Source organism: Neobacillus sp. B4I6 (assembly GCF_050434045.1).
GTDB lineage: Bacteria > Bacillota > Bacilli > Bacillales > Cytobacillaceae > Neobacillus.
On the sequence record NZ_JBNPWB010000002.1, the window covers coordinates 218,487 to 244,658 of the forward strand.

Genomic DNA, 26,172 nt, shown 5'->3' on the forward strand with positions numbered 1-26,172 from the left:
GCTTTTTTTTATTTCTAAAAAAATAAAAAGCTGTTAATGAAACTGTGGTAATATAGGACCTTCCGGCAGCGCAGGTTTTACCTCTTAGAAATAAGGGGAATAAGCCCATTAGAACGGCATAAATTGAAGGTGAGCAATTTTGGATCATATACTAGGACAAGAATGGGAAATTACCCCTGCTGGAGGCAAAACAGGTGAAGCCTTTTATGCGAAATATAAAGACCAAAGGCTTTTTTTAAAGCGGAATTCTTCTCCGTTCCTTGCTGTACTCTCAGCAGAAGGCATCGTCCCAAAGCTTGTTTGGACAAAACGGTTGGAAAGTGGAGACGTCATAACTGCACAGCAGTGGCTTCCCGGCAGAGAGTTAAAGCCGTCTGAAATGAACCAAGAACTCGTGGCGAGACTGCTTAAGAAAATTCATTGCTCCGAGCCAATGCTAGGAATGTTAAGTCGATTGGAGAGCTCTCCAATGCATCCTGAGCCGTTATTGCAAAGAGTTGCAAACGAGTTAGATGAAGAGGTACTCCTAATGCCTGAATCGCAAAAAGCAATGAACTTTTTAAAAAAAGAAGCTTTAAATGTTTATTGCGATGAAAAGGTGGTTTGTCATGGTGATGTCAACCATAACAACTGGCTGCTTGCAGAAGACAACCAGTTGTACTTGATTGATTGGGACGGGGCAATGATTGCCGACCCCGCCATTGACCTAGGGCTGCTCCTTTATTGGTATATTCCAGAAGAAAATTGGCAGGATTGGCTTAAGCTTTACGGAAAAAAGCTTACAGACAACCTAAAACTGCGCATGAAATGGTATGTGACCATTCAAACTCTTTCTTCTATCCAATGGTATAAAAATAAAAATCGCTTAGAAGAAATGAACAAATGGATAAAGTTCTTAGATGGAATTCTCTAGTTAAGAAAACTGACCAATATCGCTAACCCAATTGGATAAATTTTCTTGGTTTGATAAGATATGTTGATCTAAATCTGCTGTGCCAACCCCATGTTGGCTGTACTGATATACTTCCTGTAAGATGTTTTTAACATTTTGATCAACCTGTGTATTAACCATTAGGGATTTCACTAAGCGTTCCAGTTGTTCACATTCTGAAACGGACCCGCAGCAATCTGTTTGATGATTGTTTAATATATCTTTTAATAATGTAACTTGGTCATCATGACTTAATGGCATGAATGTACACCCTCTCAAGTGTTATTTAAAAACAAGAATTCACACTGTTAGGTTGTGAATTCTTTTTTTGTTTATGCATCATCTTATTTCCACATAGTTAAACTTGTAAGGACAAATGGTGCATGATATGTAGTAAACAATATTATTTTTAGGAGTGTCATAAATGAGAGTCAGACATAAACCTTGGGCAAAGGAAAAAATAGAACAGCATCCACAATATATAGTTGCCAATCCAGAACAATATAAAGGAAAATGGCATGAAGTATTTGAAAACGATCATCCACTTCATATTGAAGTGGGCACAGGAAAAGGTCAATTTATTACGGAAATGGCGAAAGCAAATCCGGGGATTAATTATATTGGGATTGAAATATACGACAGTGTCATCATTACAGCATTGGACCGCTTAATTGAAGCCGATTTACCGAACCTCAGGCTTCTTAACGTAGATGCAAATGATTTAGCAAAATACTTTACAAAGAATGATGTGGATCAGGTCTATTTAAACTTTTCTGACCCATGGCCAAAATATCGTCATAGAAAAAGAAGATTAACATATAAGGATTTCTTGAAGCTTTATGAGGATATTATGGTTGATGGTGGAGAAATCCATTTCAAAACCGACAACCAAGGGTTATTTGAAAATTCTTTAATGAGCTTTTCGGAGTACGGTTTATTATTAAAGTACATTAGTCTAGATCTTCATAAAAGTGATTATGAAGGTAACATCATGACAGAGTATGAAGAGAAATTTTCAGAAAAAGGAAGTCGCATTTATCGTTGTGAAGTAAAGTATCAAAACTAAATTTTAGGGACAGTTCAATTTTGAACTGTCCTTTTTCGTTTCTCTAAATAGTTAGTCAATGTTAATATATAGAAAAAGGTACAAAGGGGGATGGAAAGTTGGAAACATTAAAAATAGGCGGCGTATCATTGACGTGGTTATCTGGAGGGGTAACCAATTTAGACGGTGGTGCCATGTTTGGGGTTGTGCCAAAAGGGTTATGGTCCAAGAAATATCCACCCAATGAGAAAAATCAAATTGAATTGCCAACAGATCCCATGTTACTTCAAATGGATGGAAAGAATTTCTTAGTAGAAACCGGTATTGGAAAAGGAAAGTTATCGGAAAAGCAATTAAGAAATTTTGGAGTCACCAAGGAATCGGAGCTTGATGAATCATTAATAAAATTAGGGTTAAAAGCAGAGGAGATCGATTACATCCTGATGACCCATATGCACTTTGACCATGCCGGCGGCCTAACCAAGTTTGAAAATGATCAATATGTTTCCGCATTTCCCAATGCACAAATTATTACCTCACAAGTAGAATGGGACGAAATGCGTAACCCCAATATTCGTTCGAAAAATACATACTGGAAAGAAAACTGGGAAGCCATTGAATCACAGGTGGTTCCTTTCAAGGAAAACTGGAATTTAGGGGCGATTACAATGGTCCATACGGGGGGCCATAGTGATGGACATTCTATCCTTGTCGTAGAGGACGAGGGGGAAATGTTAATTCATATGGCAGATCTGATGGCAACACATGCCCACCAACCGGTATTATGGGTAATGGCCTATGATGATTACCCAATGACCTCAATAGCGGCAAAGGAAAAATGGCTGCCATACGGCTTTGAAAAAAATGCATGGTTTAGCTTTTATCATGATGCCTATTACCGGGCAGTGAAGTGGGACGCTGACGGAAAGCAAATAGTGGAGAGCATAAAAAGGGAAAGATAAAGAAAAATAGCCGTATCCTTTTAAGGAACGGCTATTTTGACTAAGAAACACTAGATAAATTACGCACGTCCAAAAGTGTTCCCGTTCGGGCATCTGCAATGAATTCAAATTGTTCGTTTGTGCCATTGTTGTTTTTAGAAATACCACCTTTGTAAACACGATAATTAATCTGCTGCTTTTCATACGGCTCTGCTTCCATATGTATCCATGACCCGCTAATCGGCCCATTCTGATTAAATTGTTTTTTGACTTGCTCTAATACTTTTTCAGGTGAAACAGGGGTCTTACAGTTAACCATTTCTTTAGCAGCAAATCCACCGATAATACCAACTGCTGCACCGAGGAAAAACGACTTCCAATTCATAACAAGACCTCCAAAAAAATAAATTTGGAAAAGATTACTATCAGGAATTCTCTTCTTTAGTATATCGTATTTGCCATGAGGAACATAATATGACAAATATTAAATTCAATTGTTGGAAAGAGAAATCGAAGTTCTGTAATATAAAAATATCTACATAAACTACCAAAGAAATCCAAAGGAGCCTCAAAAAAATGAATGAACAAACCTTAAAGCTTTTTCAAACGTTAACAGAGCTTCCAGGTGCCTCTGGAAATGAACACTTAGTAAGAAAATTCATGAGAGAACAACTGTCACAATACTCAGATGAAATTGTTCAAGACAATCTTGGCAGCATCTTTGGGGTGAAAAGAGGTACGGTGACTGGTCCAACTGTTATGGTGGCCGGTCATATGGATGAAGTGGGCTTCATGGTTACTTCTATAACGGATAATGGAATGCTTCGTTTTCAACCGCTTGGCGGATGGTGGAGTCAGGTTATTCTTGCCCAGCGGGTTCAAGTAATGACAAATAATGGTCCGGTGATTGGTGTCGTTGGTTCCATTCCACCACATCTATTGGACGATGCAAAACGCAACAAACCAATGGAAATTAAAAATATGCTGATCGATATCGGCGCAGATGACCGTGAAGATGCAAAACGAATTGGGATTAGGCCAGGACAGGCGATTTTGCCTATTTGTCCATTTACTCCAATGGCTAATCCGAAAAAAATATTAGCTAAAGCATGGGATAATCGCTACGGCTGTGGTTTAGCGATTGAATTGCTTCAAGAACTTAAAGACGAAACCTTGCCAAATACCCTCTATTCAGGTGCAACGGTGCAAGAAGAAGTAGGCTTACGTGGTGCCCAAACTGCCGCCAATATGATTAAACCTGACCTCTTTTTTGCACTGGATGCAAGTCCTGCCAATGATATGACAGGAGATAAACAAGAGTTTGGCCAATTAGGCAAAGGGGCCTTGCTCAGGATCCTTGACCGGTCTATGGTCACCCATCGCGGGATGAGAGAGTTTGTACTAGATACAGCGGAAACACATAATATCCGTTACCAATATTTTGTTTCACAGGGTGGAACAGATGCCGGTCGTGTCCATCAATCAAATGAGGGCGTTCCAAGTGCTGTCGTTGGTATTTGTTCTCGGTATATTCATACGCATGCCTCCATTGTTCATGTTGATGATTATGCAGCGGCTAAAGAGTTAATTGTTAAACTAGTCAAGGCTTGTGACCAAACAACGGTCGATTCCATTAAAGCCAACAGCTGAATTTAATGGGGGGCATTTTACAATATGCCTCCTTTTACTATGTCTAAAGGAGTTACTAGAATGAAAATTATCATTGGTTCAAAGAACCCAGCTAAAATTACTGCAGTAAAAAACAGTTTTTCTCATGAAGATGAGTTTGTTTCCTTAGATATCCCATCGGGTGTCAGCGAGCAGCCTTTTTCCGACGAAGAAACGATTAGAGGAGCCATTAATCGAGCGGCAACTGCCTTAAAGCAGGGAAATGGGGATATTGGGATTGGACTTGAGGGAGGCGTCCAGGAAACGAGTTACGGTTTGCTTATTTGTAACTGGGGGGCTCTTGTATCAATTGGGAGGGAGCCGATTATTGCAGGTGGAGCAAGACTCCCTCTGCCTGAAGAAATAGCCATTCGATTAAGGGCAGGTGAAGAACTCGGACCGGTTATGGAAGATTATGCGAAAAAGGAAAATGTAAGGAAACAAGAAGGTGCAGTCGGGATTTTTACAAATGGAATAGTGAATCGTTCTGAAATGTTTACTCATGTTATGAACCTTTTAGTGGGACAATATCAAAGGAGCAAATAATTGGACTGAAATGCTGCAGGACTGATATGATTTGTGAAGATGTTACGAAAAAGGTCATATATTCAAATGGAGGCGTTGAATTTGAAGAATTTAGAATCAGTTGAACAATTTGAACAGCTGCGCGATCATGGGAAAACGATCTTCATGTTTTCTGCAGGCTGGTGCCCCGATTGTCGCGTGATTGAGCCGGTTCTACCGGAAGTAGAATCCAAATTTAATGAGTATACATTCATTCATGTAGACCGTGATCAGTTTATTGATATATGTCAGCAATTGGACGTCTTTGGGATCCCGAGCTTTATTGCCTTTGAAAATGGGAAAGAGCTGGGTCGATTCGTAAGTAAGGACCGAAAAACGCAAGAAGAAATTGAAGGTTTTATTTCGGGTTTGAAATAAAAAAGTCCGAAACCCTCCATCACCTTTTGAGATGGAGGGTTTTTATTGTAAAATAAGCTGTGCAGCTCCTAAAATGGAGGGATTAAAAGATGAAAATGGATAGCAGAAAAATGAAAAGTGAATTAGAACAGCGCTTGGCTAGAAAAGATCGTTTAATAACTTATGACCGTGAGAAGGACCAACTTCGATTTGAAAGTAAAGTGTCCGGTAAAGGTATAACAGTAGCATTACCTGGGATTATTGCCAAATGGCATAGTGAAAAGGAAAAAGCCATTGATGAAGTCGTTTATTATATCGAAGAAGGGCTCCGTGCGATGGAGGACGACATTCAATTAACCAATCATGAGAAAAAAATCTTTCCCGTTATCCGCTCCACTTCTTTCCCATCAGAAGCAGAAGAGAGTGTGCCATTCTTAGTTGACGACCACACAGCGGAAACAAAAATTTATTATGCGTATGATCAAGGCAGTACGTATCGGCTAATTGACTCACGTATCATGGCTAAAGAGGGCTGGGAAGCTAAAAGGATTAAGGAAATTGCCTTATTTAATGTAAGATCCCTTTCGACTCCTTTAAAAGAAGACCAAGTGGCTGGCAATAGTTTTTACTTCCTCAATACAAATGATGGATACGATGCAAGCAGGATCCTAAATAAGGGATTCTTAAATGAAATGGAGAAGCAAATTACTGGTACGATGGTACTTGCTGTTCCACATCAGGATGTATTAATTATCGCTGATATTCGAAATGACAGAGGCTACGATGTTCTAGCGCAAATGGCAATGAGCTTTTTCGCAAACGGTCATGTACCAATCACTGCCCTTTCATTTTTATATGAAAATGGTGAATTAGAACCTATTTTTATTTTAGGAAAAAATAAATAATTAAAATAGAAGAAGGATCACATCAAGAAAGGTGATCTTTTTTCATTGCACGATATTTAGTCTTTATGTATTTTGACTCATTTCAAAGAAATATGTCGAAAAAATATGAAAAACTGATAAAATAGAGTGATATTGAAAGTTGAAAGTAGAAAGAGTGATAGTTTTGAGCTGGTTCCAAAACTTTTTTCAAAGATTAAAAAAAGAGGAAGATGATGAAGAATTTGACAGTTATATTATACATAAACATGAAGGTCCGCCGTTACTAAACAAATATGAAAATCTAAAGGATTTGGATACAAAAATATCCTATCAATACCCAAAGGGAAGCAATCGTCCTTCTTATACACCCATTCCTAAGGTAACTCAGAAAGTGAAGGAAGAAACATTGCGTCAAAAACGAACAGAGCGGCTTCCGGAAAAAAGAAAAATGACGGAAAAGTCTGTGGTTCAAACAGTCAAAAAGGAAGTGCCTAAAAGCAAACAAGAGCCGCTGTCTAAAAAGAGGGGTCCCTTCCAGCCAACAGAAATTCCTTCGCCTGTTTTTGGATTTAATCAGCGGCCTAAGAATACGGATATCATAGTCGAGCATGAATTAAGCCATTTTTTAAACGATGATGTTGAAAATCGGTTTGATAGTTTAGTTGTTTCAAAAGAAACGACGACCAAAACGGAGAAAACTGTACCATTTGTAAACGATGAAGAGCTAGAGGTGGAAACAACTTGGTTAGAAATTAATCAAGTAGAACAAGTGGGCCTTAACGAAGAAAAGCCTTCATCTGAACTGCTGGAACACACGATCGAAGAGATTGTTCCAATTCCAATGGCAGAAATTCAGATAGAATTGGTTGAAGTTGAAGAGGAAGTAACACAGGAAGAAGATTCAATAGAGGAAGTAAAAGAATTAATTGCAGTTTCAACAGAATCCATCGAGGAAGCGGAAGTAGTTGAGGCTTTATCTGAACCGCCCGCACCGAAGCGATCTAATTTGCCATTTAATGTGATGATGTTAAAACAAGATAAACAGAAATGGGAAGAGCGAAAACGAAAAAGAGGGCTCGAACAGCCGTCTGAGGTCCCCACTGAGAATAAGCAGGCAGAGAAGGTTAGTCAAGTAATTGACCTCTTCCCAATCAAGGAAAAAGAAAGTCTGACACCTACGGATGATGGCTATTATGTATTCCCAACAGATAGTTTACTTAACCCTCCTGTTACGGTGGTGAATGATACCAAATGGTTACTAGAGCAAGAGGAGATTTTAAACGAAACCTTACAAAACTTTAATGTAGGTGCAAGTGTTGTAAATGTGACACAAGGTCCTTCCGTCACCCGCTTTGAAGTTCAGCCGGAGCCGGGTGTAAAGGTAAATAAAATAACTAACTTAAGTGATGATATCAAGTTAAGCCTTGCCGCAAGAGATATTCGGATTGAAGCACCTATTCCCGGAAAACATACCATTGGGATCGAAGTTCCAAACCAAAAGTCGCGACCTGTATTCATTAACGAAATTATTCAAAGCAGCATCTTTAAAGAATCTACGTCACCATTAACAGCGGTACTTGGCCTTGATATTGCCGGAAAACCGATTGTAACTGACTTAAAGAAGATGCCCCACGGATTGATCGCAGGAGCGACCGGGTCAGGAAAGAGCGTTTGTATTAACACGATTTTGGTTAGCTTGCTATTTAAGGCGAGCCCAGAAGATGTAAAGCTTTTGCTGATTGATCCAAAAATGGTGGAACTTGCTCCATATAACCGTATTCCACATCTTGTTAGTCCAGTTATAACAGATGTAAAGGCGGCAACAGCTGCATTAAAATGGGCTGTAGATGAAATGGAAAGACGCTACGAACTATTCGCCCATACAGGCGTTCGTGACATTAACCGCTTTAATGAATTGGCTATAAAACATAAACAGTATTCAGATAAACTTCCATTCATTGTTATTGTCATTGATGAGTTAGCCGATTTAATGATGATGTCCCCAGCAGATGTGGAAGAAGCAATTTGCAGGATTGCTCAAAAGGCTAGAGCCTGCGGTATACATCTCATCGTGGCAACACAAAGACCTTCGGTGGATGTGATAACTGGATTAATTAAAGCCAATATTCCGACACGAGTCGCCTTCTCTGTTTCTTCTCAGGTCGATTCGCGGACGATTATTGATATTAGCGGTGCTGAAAAGTTGCTAGGACGCGGCGATATGTTATTTTTAGAAAACGGCTCCTCTAAACCCGTCCGTCTGCAAGGAACGTTTGTATCGGATGAAGAGATTGATCTAGTGGTGGGTCATGTGAGAGAGCAGCGGGAGCCAGAGTACTTGTTCGAGCAAGAAGAACTATTAAAAAAGGCACAAGTAACCGAAAATGAAGATGAACTTTTTTATGAAGCCTGTGAATTTATTATTGACCAAGGCGGTGCTTCCACTTCAAGCCTGCAAAGGCGGTTTAAAATAGGATACAACCGAGCGGCAAGGTTAATGGATATGCTTGAGACCCATGGGTATATTACCAGCGCAAATGGAAGCAAGGCACGTGAGGTTTTAATTACCTTAGCCGATTTAGAGTCAATTCAAGATGCTAGTGTAAATAATTAATCTATAGTATTCTTTAATGACAGGAACAAATAATATATAGTGGACTGACTAGTGCGGCCGTAAAGATTTTAGGTCCGCAAATAGTTTTTCAGGATGAACAATGTTATAATTATTAAATATGTTTTTACAAGTAACTGAATTTTTTAGGGTGCAATAGCACTCAGTTTTTCTTATTAGCAAATACAGACAGATGTCATATACTGTTATACAGATAGACGTTGTTGGAGGTTCTTCTATGACTATTTACCATTTTGTAGGTATAAAGGGGTCTGGAATGAGTGCACTCGCACAAGTTCTACATGATATGAAATTTAAAGTGCAAGGCTCCGATGTCGAAAAGCGCTTTTTTACACAACTGGCCCTTGAACAATCAGGGATAACGATCCTTCCCTTTCAAAAGGAGAATATCAAGCCAGGAATGACGATTATTGCAGGAAATGCTTTTCCAGATACCCATGAGGAAATTCAAGAGGCGATGAAGCTAGGTCTCCCTATTGTGCGATATCATCGGTTTTTGGGTGACTTTATGCAGAACTTTACTAGTGTTGCGGTCACCGGTGCGCATGGTAAGACGTCTACAACAGGTTTACTCGCCCATGTGATTGAAGGGGCTAAACCTACCTCGTTTTTAATTGGTGACGGAACAGGTAAAGGTAAAGAGGGCTCGGAATACTTTGTATTTGAAGCCTGTGAATACAGAAGGCACTTCTTGTCTTATTTTCCTGACTATGCGATTATGACAAATATCGATTTTGATCATCCCGATTACTTTGCTAATATTGATGATGTCTTTTCGGCATTTCAAGAGATGGCCATTCAGGTGAAAAAAGGAATATTCGCTTATGGCGATGATGAACAGCTTCAAAAAATCCAAGCAAAGGTCCCTGTCTTGTTTTATGGTTTTGGCGAGGAGAATGACTATCAAGCCAAAAATATTGTTAAAACAACAAGTGGAACGAGCTTTGATGTATTTATTCGCAATACATTCTATGATAATTTTTCCATCCCAACCTTTGGTGATCATAGTGTGTTAAACGCACTTGCTGTTATTGGATTGTGCCATTATGAAGAAACAAATGTAGAGATAGTCAAGGACCAATTAACTACCTTCCAAGGTGTAAAAAGAAGATTTTCCGAAAAAAGAATTGGGACACAGATTTTAATTGATGATTACGCCCATCATCCAACTGAAATTAAAGCAACTATCGATGCAGCAAAGCAAAAATATCCGGATCGGAAAATTGTGGCGGTCTTCCAGCCACATACTTTTTCACGCACTCAAGCGTTCTTAGAAGACTTTGCGAAAAGTTTACGTGAGGCGGACAAAGCCTATTTGTGTGAGATCTTCGGCTCTGCTCGTGAAAATCATGGAAAACTATCAATCAAGGATCTCCAGGACCGAATTGAAGGTTCCGAAATAATTACCGAAGAAAATACATCCGTACTAAATGAACATGAAAACAGTGTAATTATTTTCATGGGCGCTGGAGATATTCAAAAATTCCAAGAATCTTACGAAAAACAATTAACTAAATAAAAAGAAGGATGCCAGCAAATGTTGGCATCCTTTCTTTTATTTAAGGTTTTCAGGATTTAACACTTCTAATTCAGGAATAACGAACAGACCATCTTTGCGGATTAATACCTCATCAAAATACATCTCCCCACCGCCATACTCAGGACGTTGGATATTAACCATATCCCAGTGGATATTTGAATGGTTTCCATTAAAGGCATCATCATAGCATTGTCCAGGTGTAAAATGGAAGCTGCCAGCAATCTTTTCATCAAACAAGATATCTTGCATTGGATTGAGGATAAAAGGATTTACCCCAATGGCAAATTCCCCAATATAGCGGGCCCCTTCATCCGTATCAAATATTTTATTGATACGGCTAGAATCGTTAGACTCAGCTTCTACAATTTTCCCATCTTTAAAAGTCAGCTTCACATTTTCAAATGTAAAACCTTGATACGGAGATGGAGTGTTATAAGTGATAACCCCATTAACGGAGTCCTTAACAGGCGCAGTATAAACTTCACCATCAGGAATGTTTAACCGTCCTGCACATTTAATGGCTGGGATATCCTTAATGGAAAAGCTTAGATCCGTTCCTGGACCAGTAATTCGTACTTTGTCAGTACGATCCATAAGCTCCTTAAGACTATCCATTGCTTTATCCATTTTTCCATAATCAAGGTTACAAACATCAAAGTAAAAGTTTTCAAATGCTTCCGTACTCATCTTTGCTAATTGGGCCATGGACGAAGTAGGATATCTAAGAACAACCCATTTGGTTTTAGGAACACGGATGTCACGATGAACCTTTTTACCAATGGTATTTCCATGGACTTTCATTTTATCATCAGGAACATCTGATTGTTCACTGATGTTATCACCCGAACGAAGACCTATGTATGCATCCATTTTGCTCATCACATTTGCTTCAAATTCTGCCATCATGTTAAATTGCTCTTCCTGTGCACCTAATAAAAGAGAGCGATCCACTTGGTGGTCCTTTAAGAGCACAAAAGGGTATCCCCCTGCTAGATAGGCTTCCTTCACGAGGGCAGTCACAAGTTCACGCTGAAGTCCAAAGTTTTCAATTAAAACTTTTTCTCCCTTCTGAAGCTGTACCGAGTAATTAATTAGATTTTTTGCCAGTTTCTCAATACGTGGATCTTTCATATTTTTACGCCTCCAACAGAATTAAGTAAGTACACACATATTGTAACCGAATAAAGGCCGAAAGTTGAAAAATAAAATTCTGCTCCCAATCCGAGATTAAATTTTTATTAGAAGCGGCAGGAAATGAAGACAATTTTATGGAAGTAGTATAAGATAATTAGCGAGGTTTATATCTATACTTGATGGGTAATACATATTGATAGGATTAAGGCGGAGGTGCACGATGCAAATTATTTTATACTTAAGCGTAGCCTTGATAGCGATTGCGTTTTTTGTACTTGTCATATTTTTATCGACAACACTCAAATCATTTCAGGTTACACTTACAAACGTTTCGAAGACATTATCTGGATTAGAAAAACAGTTGGAGGGTGTTACAGCAGAAACCACGATTCTTTTACAAAAAACAAACGCTCTAGCTGACGATATTAAGGAGAAATCCGATAGTTTAAATAGTGTGGTTGGAGCCGTAAAAGACGTAGGTACAACCGTCACTAAATTCAATGGGACTTTACAAAACATTACTCAATCTGTAGATAAACAAGTAGAGGAAAGTAAAGAAAAGGTCTCGCAAATTGTTCAATGGAGTCATATCATTCTTGAATTAAAGGATAAGTGGCAAGCTAGGAAGCAACAAAAAAACAGGGTAAGCTTAGACGAGGGCAAGAAGGTTAGATCCCATTAGAATAAAGAGGAGGAAATTAAATGCCTAATAGAGAATATGATTCACGGGATACGAATCAAACTCGAAATGAGGAGTCTTCCAATAGCTTTTTGCTGGGAGCAATTATCGGAGGAGTGGTTGGTGCAGCTGCGGCACTGCTTTTGGCTCCCAAGTCCGGAAAAGATCTCCGCAATAAGTTTAATAACCAAGCTGGAACGATCTTCGATAAAACAGCTGCCATGCGTGAAAATGTAATGACAAAAAGCAATGAATTAGCGTCCAAAGGATCCAGCCTTTCCCAAGGAATTGTCCTACAATCCCAAGAACTATTGAACAAGGTAAAAGGAAAAATAACGAGCCAAGACGAGTTGAAAGAAGAAGGAGAATTAAACTATATTCCTCTTCATACTCCAAAAGAAAAGATAGAATCGAAGAAGTCAATCGAAATTGGACCCCTTGATAGCTCAGAAATAAGAAAAAAGCTGGAAGAAGCAGAAAAAGCCTTTGATGAGGAAGAAAATAAGGTTAAATTATAAAAATTAGTCGCAAGCTAAATCTGTTTATTTGTTATAAAAACGGTGGAGTGATAAAATTACTTCACCGTTTATTTATTTTCTGGAGGTATGTACACATGTTAGAGAAAATTGATTCAATTGAACAATTTGATGAAGTATTAAAAAAGGAGAGTACGTTTTTTCTCTTAAAGCATAGCCTAACGTGTCCGATTAGCCATGCTGCATATAAAGAATATGAAAAATTTGCAAATGAAAATCAAGCTGTACCCACTTATTTCTTAGCTGTTCAGGATTCTCGCCCCTTGTCCAATGAAGTAGCAGAGAAATTCCAAATCAAACATGAATCGCCACAAACCATCTTGTTTTCAAACGGAGAGCCTTTATGGAATGCTTCACACTGGAAAATAACAAGTCGTTCTTTGACAGGCGCTTTTGGTGAAAATCAATCATAATATATTACAAACGCTTTAGCGCTTAAAAGCGTTTAATCATTAAAGAAAAAACAAGTGACAAACAAATATTTATCCGCTATAATAAGTCCTAATTATTAAATTGTTATAATATTTAAATTCTTAAACTTGAGCCGATATTATAATGACAGAAGAAAAAAAGGCATTCAGAGCTTCATTTTAAAGAGTTCTGATTAGCAAAGGAAGGACGGGGACGAAGGATGGGCAAAAAAATTGAATTAGAACAATTGAGGTCGCGTGTCGATGAACTAAACTTAGAATTGTTGAGGTTAATTAATGAAAGAGCACAGCTCGTTCAGGATATAGGGCGGGTTAAAGAAAACCAAGGGGTTTACCGTTACGATCCAGTCCGTGAAAGAAAAATGCTTGATATTATCAAAGAGAATAATGATGGCCCTTTTGAAAATTCGACCATTGATCATATTTTTAAAGAGATTTTTAAAGCTGGTCTTGACCTGCAACAGGATGACCATAGTAAAGCCTTACTCGTCTCAAGAAAAAAGCAGCCTGAAGACACCATTGTTACCTTAAAGGGTGAAAATATTGGCGATGGTAAACCACACTTCGTTTTTGGTCCATGTGCAGTCGAGTCATATGAGCAAGTGGCAACTGTAGCAAAAGCAATGAAAGAAAAAGGATTAAACCTATTACGTGGCGGAGCTTACAAACCTAGAACATCTCCTTACGATTTTCAAGGGCTAGGTGTTGAGGGATTAAAAATCTTGAAACGTGTTGCAACGGAATTTGATATGGCTGTTATTAGTGAAATTGTTAACCCAGCTGATCTTGAAATGGCTTGTGACTATATCGATGTCATTCAAATTGGGGCACGTAATATGCAGAACTTTGAACTGTTAAAAGCAGCAGGTTCCGTCAAAAAACCTGTTCTGTTAAAAAGAGGGATTGCGGCTACAATCGAAGAATTTATCAATGCTGCTGAGTACATTGCGGCACAAGGGAATGGGCAAATCATCCTTTGTGAGCGTGGCATAAGGACTTACGAACGTGCTACAAGAAACACTCTAGATATTTCAGCAGTACCTATTTTAAAGCAAGAAACACATTTACCTGTAATGGTTGACGTAACGCATTCTACAGGTAGAAGAGACTTATTATTGCCATGTGCGAAAGCCGCGATAGCAATTGGTGCAGATGGTGTTATGGCAGAGGTTCATCCAGATCCAGCAGTGGCACTTTCGGATCAAAAGCAGCAAATGGATCTTAATCAGTTTGATAAATTCTATAATGAACTGCTTGCATCCAATTATGTTCGACTCTAATTTCAAGTAGATAGTTTTATGAAAAACCTTCTGCAACTCCTTTGCAGGAGGTTTTTTTGATAATATTTAGCTATTTAGCAAAAATGTTGACAAATGCAATTGCGGCTTTAATCTTCTTGTCGTATCATTAAATACATATTAAAGATTGTTTACGTTCTCACAAACAAAAACAAAAACTAAATGTTTAAGTTTATACAAGCTGATGTAAAATAAAGAAAACGATGTTCGTTTTAGGAGAGTGTGTTAAGTGAATATTACTATTTATGATGTAGCAAGAGAAGCCAGTGTTTCAATGGCAACCGTTTCCCGTGTGGTTAACGGAAATCCGAATGTAAAGCCGGTGACCCGCAAAAAGGTGTTAGAAGTAATTGACAGATTAGGCTACCGTCCAAATGCTGTCGCTAGAGGATTGGCAAGCAAAAAAACTACTACAGTTGGAGTTATTATTCCAGATATTTCAAATATCTTTTTTGCCGAATTAGCCCGTGGGATTGAAGATATTGCAACGATGTATAAGTACAATATCATTTTAAGTAATTCCGACCAAAACAAAGATAAAGAATTACATTTGCTTAATACGATGCTCGGTAAACAAGTGGATGGATTAGTCTTCATGGGTGGTAATATTACAGCCGAACATGTGGAGGAATTTGAAAAATCACCGGTACCGATTGTGTTGGCAGGATCGATTGAAGAATCAAACAAGATACCTTCAGTAAATATTGATTATGAAGAAGCGGTATATGACTCAATCAAGGAATTTATAGAAAAAGGTCATAAGAATATTGCCTTTGTAGTTGGACCACTTCATGAACCTAAAAATACGTTCAAGAAGTTGAGAGGGTATCAAAGGGCATTACAAGATTCCGGCATTCCTTATAATGAAGAACTTGTGGTTGAAGGTGATTATACGTACGATTCTGGGATTGAAGCAATAGAAAAACTACTTGAAGTGGCAGACCGACCTACAGCCATCTTAGTGGGTTCTGATGAAATGGCACTAGGCGTTGTCCATGGTGCAGAGGACAAAGGCTATAAGGTCCCTGAAGATTTTGAGGTTATCACATCTGACAATACAAGGCTATCACTAATGGTGCGCCCGCAGCTTACAACCATTGTTCAGCCATTATATGATATTGGCGCGGTTGCAATGCGGCTCTTAACCAAATTAATGAACAAAGAAAAGGTGTCAGAACAAATTGTGGTTCTCCCACATCGGATTGAACACCGACAATCTACAAAATAAAATAATGGGGTGGCCACATGTTGGCCACCCCACTTTTTTATACGGATTCGCTCTTTTGCTGACTTCGAATCGGATAAAGTGCTTTTTCGAGGGTTAATAAATTCTTTTCGGTAATTTCTGCTTTTCTAGGGATGGGAGTATATAAATTGTCTGGATCGTCCCATTCCTTTGGTAACGAAACAGGAGCTTCCTTTCGCCAGGAAGCTAACCACTCCTTAGGTAAACTGCCATAACAGTTTGAGTTTTCTGTCATCTCCAGCCAAATAAGGGCCCATGCTCTTGGAACTACCCTCCAGATATCATAACCGCCGCCGCCGACTGCAATCCACTTCCCTTTACAATACTGATGGGCAATTTCATGAGCAAGCCTTGGTATCTCTCGATAGATTTTCATTGTTGAAGAAAGGTGTGTTAAAGGGTCCAAATAATGGGAGTCTGCACCATTTTGGGTTAGAATCACATCCGGTTTAAAAAACTCAGCCACTTCTCTAAACGCATGTGTGTAGACCTGCAGCCACGATTCATCTTCGGTAAAGGCATCCACGGGGATGTTAAAGGAATAGCCATAGCCTAACCCTTGACCGCGCTCATTTACATTGCCTGTACCTGGAAATAAATATCTTCCTGTCTCATGGATCGAAAGGGTGCATACATTTGGATCATCATAGAAGGACCATTGAACGCCGTCTCCATGATGTGCATCGGTGTCCACATATAAGACACGAGCATTATATTTTTCTTGAAGATATTTGATGGCGACCGAGCTATCATTATAAACACAAAATCCAGATGCTTTTCCTCTGAATCCGTGATGCAATCCTCCGCCAAGATGAAGAGCGTGAAGTGCCTTTCCAGTCATAACCTGATCGACGGCCGTTAATGTCCCCCCAACAATTGAGGCGCTCGCTTCATGCATGCTAGGGAATATAGGAGTGTCTTCCGTCCCAAGGCCATAGTTTTCTGCTATCTCTTGTGGCAATTGGCCATTCCCCGCCTTTTTTACTGCTTCTATGTAACTTAGGTCGTGTATTAAGGCTAACTCTTCCGTAGATGCCATTCTTGGCGGGATGACATCGTCTGGATTAAGAGCATTAATCTTCTCTAGTAGGTCTACTGTTAACTTAAGCCGGAATTGGTCAAAAGGATGCTGATTGCTAAATTTATATTTCAGCAGCTCGTCTGAAAAAATAAAGGAACACTTATCGCTCATATTGAAATCCCCGGAAGGTTTGGCCATAATACATGAAAGCCTGCCTGTTTAAGGTCTTGAATTAATACAGTGGGATTCATAGTTTGCAATCTTATCACAAGTATTTTATATTGCTCATCTGTTTTATCAGGGTAAACTAATACACTCAATATATTTGCTTTCCGGTTCTTAATAACAGCAGTGATTTCACTGAGTTTACCTGCAAGATTAGGAATCTTAATTTCAATTTGTGATCCTGGCTGATGGGCCCCTGTTAATTCAACTAATGTCCGCAGCAAATCTGTTTCGGTCAAAATTCCAACCAATTCCCGGTTATTTATGATCGGCAGACAACTGATTTTATGCTCATAGAAGAGACCTGCCACTTCCTCGACGAAATCAAGAGGATGGCCTGTAATGACATTTCGTTCCATAATCGCCTCAAGTGGCTTTTTCATATCCTCTGGATGCTCATTGGCATGAAAAATAGATGGAGTTGCTTCATGTATTTTCGAAACAGTGACAAGACCAACTAAATGTTTCTCCTCATTAATTATAGGAATATGGCGGATTTTTCTTGACTCCATTAATTGGATTGCATCTGCAATGGTATCTGTTGGCAGAAGTACTGCAACATCTATTTTCATGATTTGTTCTACTATCATAAGAATATCCCCCTTACCTAACCAAATATCAGGAAAATGATTAATACATAAACCGGTTCATAAATCTTAGACGGTCAAATTTTTGGATGGTTTCCATATCGATTCTTTTTCCCATCCTAGCCATGAGACAATTAGCAGGGTGTGAACAAATTTCAGGATCATCGGTTGCATACCACTCAAGGCCGCCCGCATTCATCATTTTTTCCATGATCTTCCGATACTCCCACACATTTAGTTTGGTACCTTTTAAATCCCAGTGCCAATAGTACTCAGTTGTGATGGTAAGATAATCTTCCATCGCATCATCCATCATGGAGACAATTAATAGGCTTTTCCCGACTGCACATCCCCTAAATTGAGGAATCACCTCGATGGCACCTAATTCGATTAAATTATCCATTTTGCCTTCTGACCATCGTTCAAGCGGGTCAGGATATAGAAAAGTAACATATCCGACAATGGTGTTTCTGTTCCTTGCAATAATAATTCTACCTTCTGGAAGCTCAGCAATACCAATTAAAGCCTGATGCTGCTGTGCAGAAGGGCGGAAGGCAGTGAGGTCTTCGTGAAATTCATAGCCAGCAAGTTTATCTGAAGTAATAGGCCCTTCAACAATTATAGACCCGTGAGGTGTTTTTAATTGTTTGGCATTGTATGTCATTTTGTGTTCCATACGGTCACCTACCCTGGAAAAATCTTTCTAATATAATTCTATTATACATAAAATCTATTACAGAAAAGTAACTTTACAAAATTTTCTGTCTTATAGTAAAAAAATATTGACATTTTATGTATAAATATAAAAAATAATAATATAGTACTTTTTTTAAAATTGTGAATAGTTATTATTTGTACTATAATAATTTAAAATAAGGTCAAAGGGGGAGATTGAATGAAAGTGGAAGCGTTGCCAGTTGTGCAAGGGGATCATAATCTAGGTAATTATCAAGAAATGTACAAGCATTTCGACTGGAAGGAAACAGAAAAGGAATTTACATGGAGTGAAACGGGGCTTGTCAATATGGCGTATGAGGCCATTGACCGTCACGCCAAAACCTTCCGGAAAAATAAAGTTGCACTATACTATCGTGATGGTTCAAGAAATGAGAAGTACACCTTTAAAGAAATGAAAGATCTATCAAACAAAGCGGGCAATGTGTTAAAAACTTACGGGGATGTAGAAAAAGGTGACCGTGTATTTATTTTTATGCCGCGCTCTCCAGAACTTTACTTTACCGTTTTGGGTGCAATCAAGCTTGGGGCAATTGTTGGTCCTTTATTTGAAGCATTCATGGAAGGGGCTGTCAGGGACCGTCTGCAAGATAGTGAAGCGAAAGTTTTAGTCACAACACCTGAACTGTTGGACCGGGTACCTGTTCAAGACCTGCCTGCACTGAAGCATATTTTCCTTATCGGTAATAAAGTTGATGAACAAGGCCGATATATTGACTTTTTGAAAAAATTTGATGCCGCTAGCAAGGATCTTCGAATTGAATGGGTTGACAGAACGGACGGCTTGATCCTGCACTACACATCAGGCTCAACAGGAAAACCAAAAGGCGTATTGCATGTACATAATGCCATGCTTCAGCATTACCAAACAGCTAAATGGGTGCTCGATCTAAAAGAGGATGATGTTTATTGGTGTACTGCTGACCCAGGCTGGGTAACTGGTACTTCTTACGGTATCTTTGGGCCGTGGTTAACAGGGACATCGAACGTAATTGTAGGCGGTCGATTTAGTCCAGAGTCCTGGTATCAAATGATTGAGGACTTTGGTGTAACCGTTTGGTACAGTGCTCCTACAGCATTCCGAATGTTAATGGGTGCAGGTGATGAATTGGTTAAGAAATTTGACCTAAGCAGTCTCCGTCATGTTCTAAGCGTCGGGGAACCATTAAACCCTGAAGTTGTTAAATGGGGGGTAAAAGTATTCAATAAGCGAATTCATGATAACTGGTGGATGACAGAAACTGGTGCGCAATTGATTAGTAACTATCCTTGTATGGAAATTAAACCAGGTTCAATGGGGAAACCGATTCCAGGTGTAGAAGCAGCGATTGTTGATAATCAAGGGAATGAACTTCCGCCGTATCGGATGGGGAACCTCGCGATTAAAAAAGGCTGGCCTTCCATGATGAATACAATTTGGAATAATCCAGAGAAATATGAATCTTACTTTATGCCAGGCGATTGGTACGTTTCAGGCGATTCTGCTTACATGGATGAAGAGGGCTATTTCTGGTTCCAGGGCCGTGTCGATGACGTTATTATGACCTCAGGGGAGCGCGTAGGACCGTTTGAAGTAGAAAGCAAGCTTGTCGAGCATCCTGCCGTTGCTGAAGCCGGTGTCATCGGTAAACCAGACCCAGTTCGTGGTGAAATTATTAAAGCCTTCATTGCACTCAGAGACGGCTATGCTCCAACGGACGAACTAAAAGAAGAAATTAGGCAATTTGTGAAAAGAGGTCTTGCCGCTCATGCAGCACCAAGGGAAATTGATTTCCGTGATAAGCTGCCGAAAACAAGAAGCGGGAAAATCATGAGACGTGTGTTAAAGGCATGGGAACTAAACCTGCCAACAGGTGACCTTTCTACAATGGAAGATTAAAGACCCGTTTTTCATAGGGAAAAAACAATGACTAGAGCCAGGCAGATGCCTGGCTTTTTAGTGTTCAAGAACAGAAAAAACCGCACCAACTATCGGTGCGGTTTTAAATATTTACGGTGTTGTTGTTGGATCAGTCGGTTTAGTTGGAACATTAGGGCCATTCGGTACACCAGGTTTAGCAGGGCTATTCGGTACACCAGGTTTAGCAGGGCTATTCGGTACACCAGGTTTAGCAGGATCTTTCGGTACCGCAGGTTTAGTAGGATCTACAGGTGGTGGTGTTACTATTACTCCAGCCTCAACCAGATTCGATGGGGCAGACTCTCTACCAGCAATATCGACCGCCGTTACATAATAGGTACCAGTACCAGCTTGAAATGATCGTTTTGAGCCATTGATCACACTGTCTACCTTTGCTGAAACTAATCCACCTTGATAGACTCGGTAACCGACAACATCATTATCACCAGATGCTGACCATGTTAATGTATTTCCTTCTACTTTTAAGCTGACACTGTCGGGGTTCTTCCCGTTATCGGACATTTTTGCACTTGATACGAGAATTTTCCCCCAGCGCTCTTTCTGTGGAATTAGTTGTCTATAATTATGGAAGTTACTTCCAACAATGCGTTTGATAAAATCAGGATTTAAAATGAGACCAAATTGGGCAAACTCTTTTGGTGTAGAATCCAAGGCCAAATATTTTTTGTCGCCAACCATAACATATTTTCCTTCAATTAAGCTATCATCAACTCTTGTTGGTACATTATTGACATTAAAGTAATCTGATTCGATTAACCCTGCTTTTGAACATGCCTCAGAAGGCAGCATTCCGGAAACTGCACAATAAGAACGTTGCACGATTCCTTTTGGCATTTTAAATGTCTTCTTTGGAGCAATTAGATCAGGTTTAATTTTATAGGCAGCGTTCATTAACTGAGCCCATAAATTATTGGTCCGTGAACTATAAGACATACCGGATGTCTGGAGCGATTTTGGTGTATCATACCCTCTCCAAAGACCAAAGGTGACATTAGGGTTTGAAGCAACGAACCAAGAGTCAATATATTGATTTCCTGTCCCCGTTTTCCCAGCCCAGTCCGCACTGAAATTTAGTTTGCTTCTAACTCCTGCTGCCGTTCCCATCTTTACCACGTCACGCATCATATCAATCGTTAAATAGGCTGTTTGCGGCTTAAAGACATTAACAGGTTTCACTTCGTGCTGATAGATAACCTTGCCATTTTTATCGACAATTTTATCAATCATATAGGCATCAATAAATTTCCCATCATTAGCAAAGGTACTAAATGCGTTCGTATTTTCTTCGATGGTTACCCCATTTGTCATCGATCCAATCGAAGTAGCTAGATTGGTATAATCATCTTTTCTTAAAGAGGTAAATCCCATTTTTTCAAGATACGTGGCGGGACGTTGATCAACGATACTCTTGTAAAGCTTAACCGCTGGTACGTTATAGGATTTCGCTAATGCATATCTTGCTGAAACTAGTCCGCTGTACCGATAGTCATAGTTTTGCGGCCAAGGATCACTTCTGCCGGGAGCAAGACTCAACGCTACATTCGGCAGCGGTGTTCCCGGAGCTGCTTTTCCTAACTCAATCGCTGGTGCATAGACAAGAAGTGGTTTCATGGTAGAACCGTTTTGTCTGATGGCACTGGTTGCGTGATTAAGCTGTTGGTCGTCATAATTCCTTCCAGCGACAAAACTGATAATTTTTCCAGTCTTGTTTTCGATCAGTTCCGCCCCAACCTCAGCAGGTTCCATAACTGTTTTTATTTCTCCAGTTTCAGGATCCTTTTTTTCTTGTGGCTTATCGGGTCCGTAATATTGATAATTGTCCTTAACTTTTTGCATCGCATCGTATATTTTTTTGTCTATTGTCGAATGAATTTGGTATCCATTTTGACGCAAAGCATTTCTAGCTAATATTTGATATTTATATGCAAGGTTGTCATCGTTTTTTAACTCTTTTTCTGAAATCCCATCATTTTTTGCTAAGACAGTGGTCAGGACTTCAATCGACCGCTTTTCAATTTCGACTGTTAGCCATGGGTATTTTTCCAGTGGATTTGCAACCGGTTTGATAAAATCCTTTTTAATATCGTAGGCAGAGGCTTGCGCATATTCATGCTCGTTAATATAGCCGCCGTCAAACATTCTCTTTAGGACGGTTTTCATCCGTGTGAGACCAGGTTCCAGATATTGCGGTTCTTTTATCGTCCCTTCCCGTGTAAACGGGGTATATCCAAACGGGCTTTGAGGCAATCCTGCAATGAAGGCAGCTTGCGGGAGTGTTAAATCACTCGCCTTTTTACCAAAAATCCCTTTTGCAGCTGCTTGGACACCCGCAATGTTTCGTCCAGACGAATTTCTTCCTAAGGTAGACACATTAAGATAAGCTTCAAGAATGTCTTTTTTATCAAAAAATTTCTCTAAACGAAGAGCAAGTAAAATTTCATTGGCTTTCCTTTGAAACGAGACCTCATTTGTTAAGATTTGATTTTTTATTAATTGCTGTGTTAACGTACTGCCGCCGGATTGAACAGCAGAATTTGTCACTTCCTGAAAGACGGCCCGAAATACTGCTTTTGGGACAACACCTTTATGCTTGTAAAAGTATTCGTCTTCGGTTGCAACTACCGCATTGACTAAATCATTTGATACATCGTCCAATTTTACTTCTTCCCGTTCCAAGTCGGTGTGAAGTTTACCAAGATAAACATTATCCGAAAAATATAACTCAGAAGTTTCCGTATAGTTATAAATATCTTTTTTCATGCTGTCATACGAGCGAACAGGTTCATCTTTTACAAGTGAAGCAAAATAACCCGCACCAACACCTGTCGCAAATGATCCGCCAAGAATGACGACTGTTAATACAAGGAGTAACAGATTCCAAACTACTTGATATGTGATTCGTGCACTTTTAACCGTTCTTTTATGGGTAAATATGTTCAACACGGATTTTACTTTTTCTATCAATGCTTGTAATTTTTCAACCATCTATAGTATCACCTCATCTAAAATCAAGTACATTATAGCATACCAAAGGTATAAAAACTGACAAAGTTCTACATTTATCTGAAATTTCCAGTTAAGTTTGACAGGGAACTTGAAATATGGTAAAAAAAGCTATACATTAATTTAATAAAAAAGCTGTGAAGGGAACCAACTGTAGTTCTTCTATCCCTGTTTCAAGAGAGTCAGCGGTGGTGAAAGCTGATACATATAGAAGAATGAATTACTCCCCTGAGCTTTCTCTGTGAAAATGATTTTTTTGTAGCGGAGAACGGTCTAAACCGTTAATTTTTTGAGTTGGAGGAATTTTCCTCAAGCTGGGTGGTACCGCGTAAATTTACGTCCCTGCATTTTTGCAGGGGCGTTTTTATTTTTTTACCAAATTGGAGGGAATAGGATGGATTTATTACAGGATTTGGCATGGAGAGGAATCATCTACCAGCAAACGGATGAAGAAGGTCTGAAGGATTCATTAAACAAGGGGCAAATTTCTTTATATTGTGGTGTTGACCCAACTGCTGATAGTATGCATATCGGCCATTTGCTGCCATTTTTAACACTTAGAAGATTTCAGCAGCATGGACATCGTCCGATTGTGTTAGTCGGAGGAGCAACAGGCTTGATTGGTGATCCGAGTGGTAAAAGTGAAGAACGAAAGTTGTTAACACTAGAAACAGTGCAGGATAATGTAGCAGGTATCAAAAAGCAACTTGAATCTATTTTCGAATTTGAAGGTGAAAACGGAGCAATCATGGTTAATAACTATGATTGGGCAGGCTCAATGGATGTCGTTACCTTCTTGCGTGATATCGGCAAACATATCGGTGTCAATTACATGCTGGCGAAGGATACCATTGCATCAAGGCTTGAGACGGGTATTTCGTTTACAGAATTCACCTATACCATTTTACAAGCGATGGATTTTCTTCATTTATATGAGCATCACAACTGTAAATTACAAATTGGCGGAAGTGACCAGTGGGGGAACATAACTTCAGGATTGGAATTAATCCGCAAAGTTCAGCCAGAAGGCTCGAAGGCATTTGGGTTAACCATTCCGCTTGTGACAAAAGCAGATGGTACAAAGTTTGGGAAAACGGAAAGTGGTGCAGTTTGGTTAGATCCTGAAAAAACTACCCCGTATGAGTTCTACCAGTTCTGGATTAATACAGCTGATGCAGATGTGGTGAAATACTTAAAGATTTTTACATTCCTTTCGCATGAGGAAATTGAACAATTAGAAAAAGCTGTTCAGGAAGAGCCGCATCTTCGTAAGGCACAAAAGGTATTAGCTGAAGAACTGACTCGTTTGATACACGGTGAAGATTCCTTGCAACAGGCAATCAAAATTTCCCTGGCGTTATTTAGCGGGGATGTAAGAAGTCTTTCAGGTGCGGAAATCGAGCAGGGCTTTAAAGATGTACCAGCTTATACTTCACAAAACGAGGAGAATTTGGTCGATCTTTTGGTTGCAGCGAAAATTTCTCCATCCAAGCGTCAAGCACGTGAAGACATCTCAAATGGTGCTGTTACTGTTAATGGTGAAAAAATTACGGACAACGCTTATATCTTAGCAGAATCCGATCGAATTGAAGGAAAGTTTACGATTATTAGAAGAGGTAAAAAGAAGTATACGTTAATTAAATACTAATAAAAGAAGGGCTTTGGAAATCAAAGCCCTTTTTTGCTATAAGGATATCGGTGTAACAACGGGTTAATTTATTTCGTCTAATATAAAAGGAACGAAAATGGGGGTGAATATATTGAAATTTTTATTACACGCCGTATTTATTATTCTCATCGCACTTGTTACATTTTTCGGACTTGGTCCTGTTTTATATGCAGACGGGATATTACAAGAAAGATTATCGACTGCGGCTATCGTAGTTGTCATTTATATAATACTTGCCTTTTTATATAGGAAATCTATCAAATGGGTCAATCGAAGATAGAAAAAGCCCTCATACCAATGGGTATGAGGGCTTTAACCTTATTAACGTGACTCATGTCCTCGTGACTTATGTTCTTCGGATTCAGCTTTTCAATTTTTACTCCTATAACTAACATTATTAATGTGGAAGATGGGAATGCGAACGAGTTCCTCTTTAGCGACCAAATGAACAAAATCATCTTTTACCTCACAAAGTACCCCCTTAACCATTTCAGAACTTCCACGATTAATTTTTACCCAATGATATTTCAATGATTTAAGTAGGTCTTTGAATTTCTCAGCATTTTTAAAATTCTCAGGAATTTCAACGTCGAATTCCCACTTCCCTTTCGTATTTTCTGTAAAACTTTTAATGTGTTGAGTTTTGTAATAAACGACTCCATCCTCTTCTGTAAGAACGACGATATAATCGTCTCTTTCATCCAATAACTTCCCAATTTTGGATTCCGATCCGTCTCGATTAACCTTGATTACTGTATCTTTAAAATATTTCATTAGGTTTTCACTCATATAAAAAATCTCCCCTTAAAGTTATTTAAGTACACTGCATCATATGTATAACGGGAGGAACTTGTCCTAAGCAAATGGCCTGTCTTTAAATTGTTTGTCTTTTTCATTTTTTACCATGAAAATAAGTATCTTCAAGATTAGAAAAATGACAATACTTAAGAAGACCCTGCTCAATCCTTAAAAAAAGAGGAGAGCGATAATGTCTCTTTATGTCTTAATAGTCAAAAAGAAGAAGAAAAAAGAAGCGTTAGACGCTTCAATCAGAGGAAAGTGTGAAAATTGACACTCGCACTAAATATTATTAAAACTAAAACGGCTTGGGCAAAAACAAAATTT

At 39.1% G+C, this 26,172-nt stretch carries 25 protein-coding genes and 1 other annotated feature; of the genes, 17 read left to right on the forward strand and 8 right to left on the reverse strand.

Annotation, left to right across the window (positions count from 1 at the left end; genetic code table 11):
- The first annotated feature begins 139 nt into the window (after positions 1-139).
- Positions 140-913, forward strand: a complete 774-nt coding sequence (locus QF028_RS02880; protein ID WP_168245362.1) for a phosphotransferase family protein — start codon at positions 140-142, stop codon at positions 911-913.
- Here QF028_RS02880 and QF028_RS02885 read toward each other — a convergent pair whose 3' ends face one another.
- Complete coding sequence (locus QF028_RS02885; protein WP_214719059.1) at positions 914-1,192, reverse strand: YtzH-like family protein; 279 nt, start codon at positions 1,190-1,192, stop codon at positions 914-916. It lies immediately after the preceding gene.
- Between the two features lie 163 nt (positions 1,193-1,355).
- On the opposite strand from QF028_RS02885, the gene trmB reads away from it, so the two are divergent.
- Positions 1,356-1,997 carry a tRNA (guanosine(46)-N7)-methyltransferase TrmB gene (trmB, locus tag QF028_RS02890; RefSeq protein ID WP_429464022.1) on the forward strand — a complete coding sequence of 214 codons (642 nt, stop codon included), beginning with the start codon at positions 1,356-1,358 and terminating at the stop codon, positions 1,995-1,997.
- A 98-nt stretch (positions 1,998-2,095) separates the two neighbouring features.
- Positions 2,096-2,938, forward strand: coding sequence for a YtnP family quorum-quenching lactonase (locus QF028_RS02895; protein WP_429464023.1), 843 nt, complete (start codon positions 2,096-2,098; stop codon positions 2,936-2,938).
- Between the two features lie 40 nt (positions 2,939-2,978).
- Here QF028_RS02895 and QF028_RS02900 read toward each other — a convergent pair whose 3' ends face one another.
- Positions 2,979-3,302 (reverse strand): PepSY domain-containing protein, encoded by a 324-nt coding sequence (locus QF028_RS02900; RefSeq protein WP_215010617.1) that lies wholly within the window; start codon positions 3,300-3,302, stop codon positions 2,979-2,981.
- 191 nt (positions 3,303-3,493) lie between these two features.
- Between QF028_RS02900 and QF028_RS02905 the strand changes: the two genes are divergently transcribed.
- The 6 genes from QF028_RS02905 (at position 3,494) to murC (ending at position 10,541) form a co-directional block, all read left to right on the forward strand.
- Complete coding sequence (locus QF028_RS02905; protein WP_429464024.1) at positions 3,494-4,567, forward strand: M42 family metallopeptidase; 1,074 nt, start codon at positions 3,494-3,496, stop codon at positions 4,565-4,567.
- Between the two features lie 60 nt (positions 4,568-4,627).
- Entirely contained in the window at positions 4,628-5,131 is a 504-nt protein-coding gene (locus tag QF028_RS02910) for a DUF84 family protein (RefSeq protein WP_429464026.1), read from the forward strand.
- An 81-nt stretch (positions 5,132-5,212) separates the two neighbouring features.
- Positions 5,213-5,527, forward strand: a complete 315-nt coding sequence (locus tag QF028_RS02915) for a thioredoxin family protein (protein ID WP_214719066.1) — start codon at positions 5,213-5,215, stop codon at positions 5,525-5,527.
- 95 nt (positions 5,528-5,622) lie between these two features.
- On the forward strand, positions 5,623-6,411 hold the full coding sequence (locus tag QF028_RS02920) for a DUF1444 domain-containing protein (RefSeq protein ID WP_429472165.1): 789 nt from the start codon (positions 5,623-5,625) through the stop codon (positions 6,409-6,411).
- A 163-nt stretch (positions 6,412-6,574) separates the two neighbouring features.
- Positions 6,575-9,004: a DNA translocase FtsK gene (locus QF028_RS02925; RefSeq protein ID WP_429464029.1), complete on the forward strand. Its 2,430-nt coding sequence runs from the start codon at positions 6,575-6,577 to the stop codon at positions 9,002-9,004.
- Between the two features lie 235 nt (positions 9,005-9,239).
- Positions 9,240-10,541 carry a UDP-N-acetylmuramate--L-alanine ligase gene (murC, locus tag QF028_RS02930; RefSeq protein ID WP_215001120.1) on the forward strand — a complete coding sequence of 434 codons (1,302 nt, stop codon included), beginning with the start codon at positions 9,240-9,242 and terminating at the stop codon, positions 10,539-10,541.
- Between the two features lie 36 nt (positions 10,542-10,577).
- Here murC and QF028_RS02935 read toward each other — a convergent pair whose 3' ends face one another.
- A complete protein-coding gene (locus tag QF028_RS02935; protein ID WP_088089281.1) occupies positions 10,578-11,693 on the reverse strand; it encodes an aminopeptidase in 1,116 nt (371 codons plus the stop codon).
- A 223-nt stretch (positions 11,694-11,916) separates the two neighbouring features.
- Here QF028_RS02935 and QF028_RS02940 point away from each other — a divergent pair, with 223 nt between their 5' ends.
- The 5 genes from QF028_RS02940 to ccpA all read left to right on the forward strand — a co-directional run bounded on the left by QF028_RS02940 (position 11,917) and on the right by ccpA (position 15,868).
- Positions 11,917-12,378, forward strand: a complete 462-nt coding sequence (locus QF028_RS02940; protein ID WP_215010612.1) for a DUF948 domain-containing protein — start codon at positions 11,917-11,919, stop codon at positions 12,376-12,378.
- A 20-nt stretch (positions 12,379-12,398) separates the two neighbouring features.
- On the forward strand, positions 12,399-12,893 hold the full coding sequence (locus tag QF028_RS02945) for a YtxH domain-containing protein (protein ID WP_429464030.1): 495 nt from the start codon (positions 12,399-12,401) through the stop codon (positions 12,891-12,893).
- A gap of 95 nt (positions 12,894-12,988) precedes the next feature.
- The gene (gene ytxJ, locus QF028_RS02950; RefSeq protein ID WP_429464032.1) at positions 12,989-13,324 is read left to right on the forward strand and encodes a bacillithiol system redox-active protein YtxJ; all 336 of its coding nucleotides are present in this window, start codon (positions 12,989-12,991) and stop codon (positions 13,322-13,324) included.
- 218 nt (positions 13,325-13,542) lie between these two features.
- Positions 13,543-14,622, forward strand: a complete 1,080-nt coding sequence (locus QF028_RS02955; RefSeq protein ID WP_168245349.1) for a bifunctional 3-deoxy-7-phosphoheptulonate synthase/chorismate mutase — start codon at positions 13,543-13,545, stop codon at positions 14,620-14,622.
- A 247-nt stretch (positions 14,623-14,869) separates the two neighbouring features.
- A complete protein-coding gene (ccpA, locus tag QF028_RS02960) occupies positions 14,870-15,868 on the forward strand; it encodes a catabolite control protein A (RefSeq protein WP_410889203.1) in 999 nt (332 codons plus the stop codon).
- A 37-nt stretch (positions 15,869-15,905) separates the two neighbouring features.
- Here ccpA and QF028_RS02965 read toward each other — a convergent pair whose 3' ends face one another.
- The 3 genes from QF028_RS02965 to QF028_RS02975 are packed head-to-tail and all read right to left on the reverse strand — an operon-like array spanning position 15,906 to position 18,395.
- A complete protein-coding gene (locus QF028_RS02965; protein ID WP_429464034.1) occupies positions 15,906-17,078 on the reverse strand; it encodes an acetoin utilization protein AcuC in 1,173 nt (390 codons plus the stop codon).
- On the reverse strand, positions 17,075-17,722 hold the full coding sequence (locus QF028_RS02970; RefSeq protein WP_168245346.1) for an acetoin utilization AcuB family protein: 648 nt from the start codon (positions 17,720-17,722) through the stop codon (positions 17,075-17,077). The genes QF028_RS02965 and QF028_RS02970 overlap by 4 nt, the downstream gene beginning before the upstream one ends.
- Positions 17,723-17,762: 40 nt before the next feature.
- Positions 17,763-18,395, reverse strand: coding sequence for a GNAT family N-acetyltransferase (locus QF028_RS02975; RefSeq protein ID WP_410889198.1), 633 nt, complete (start codon positions 18,393-18,395; stop codon positions 17,763-17,765).
- A 219-nt stretch (positions 18,396-18,614) separates the two neighbouring features.
- Here QF028_RS02975 and acsA point away from each other — a divergent pair, with 219 nt between their 5' ends.
- Positions 18,615-20,333, forward strand: coding sequence for an acetate--CoA ligase (gene acsA / locus QF028_RS02980; RefSeq protein ID WP_410889196.1), 1,719 nt, complete (start codon positions 18,615-18,617; stop codon positions 20,331-20,333).
- A 111-nt stretch (positions 20,334-20,444) separates the two neighbouring features.
- Here acsA and QF028_RS02985 read toward each other — a convergent pair whose 3' ends face one another.
- Positions 20,445-23,360 (reverse strand): transglycosylase domain-containing protein, encoded by a 2,916-nt coding sequence (locus QF028_RS02985; protein ID WP_429464037.1) that lies wholly within the window; start codon positions 23,358-23,360, stop codon positions 20,445-20,447.
- A 146-nt stretch (positions 23,361-23,506) separates the two neighbouring features.
- Positions 23,507-23,725, forward strand: a binding site (T-box leader).
- Positions 23,726-23,772: 47 nt separating this feature from the next.
- Between QF028_RS02985 and tyrS the strand changes: the two genes are divergently transcribed.
- The gene (gene tyrS / locus QF028_RS02990; protein WP_410889192.1) at positions 23,773-25,026 is read left to right on the forward strand and encodes a tyrosine--tRNA ligase; all 1,254 of its coding nucleotides are present in this window, start codon (positions 23,773-23,775) and stop codon (positions 25,024-25,026) included.
- Positions 25,027-25,138: 112 nt separating this feature from the next.
- Entirely contained in the window at positions 25,139-25,327 is a 189-nt protein-coding gene (locus tag QF028_RS02995; RefSeq protein ID WP_410889190.1) for a DUF6954 family protein, read from the forward strand.
- An 89-nt stretch (positions 25,328-25,416) separates the two neighbouring features.
- On the opposite strand, the gene QF028_RS03000 is transcribed toward QF028_RS02995, so the two are convergent.
- Positions 25,417-25,836, reverse strand: a complete 420-nt coding sequence (locus QF028_RS03000) for a hypothetical protein (protein ID WP_429464040.1) — start codon at positions 25,834-25,836, stop codon at positions 25,417-25,419.
- Positions 25,837-26,172: the final 336 nt, after the last annotated feature.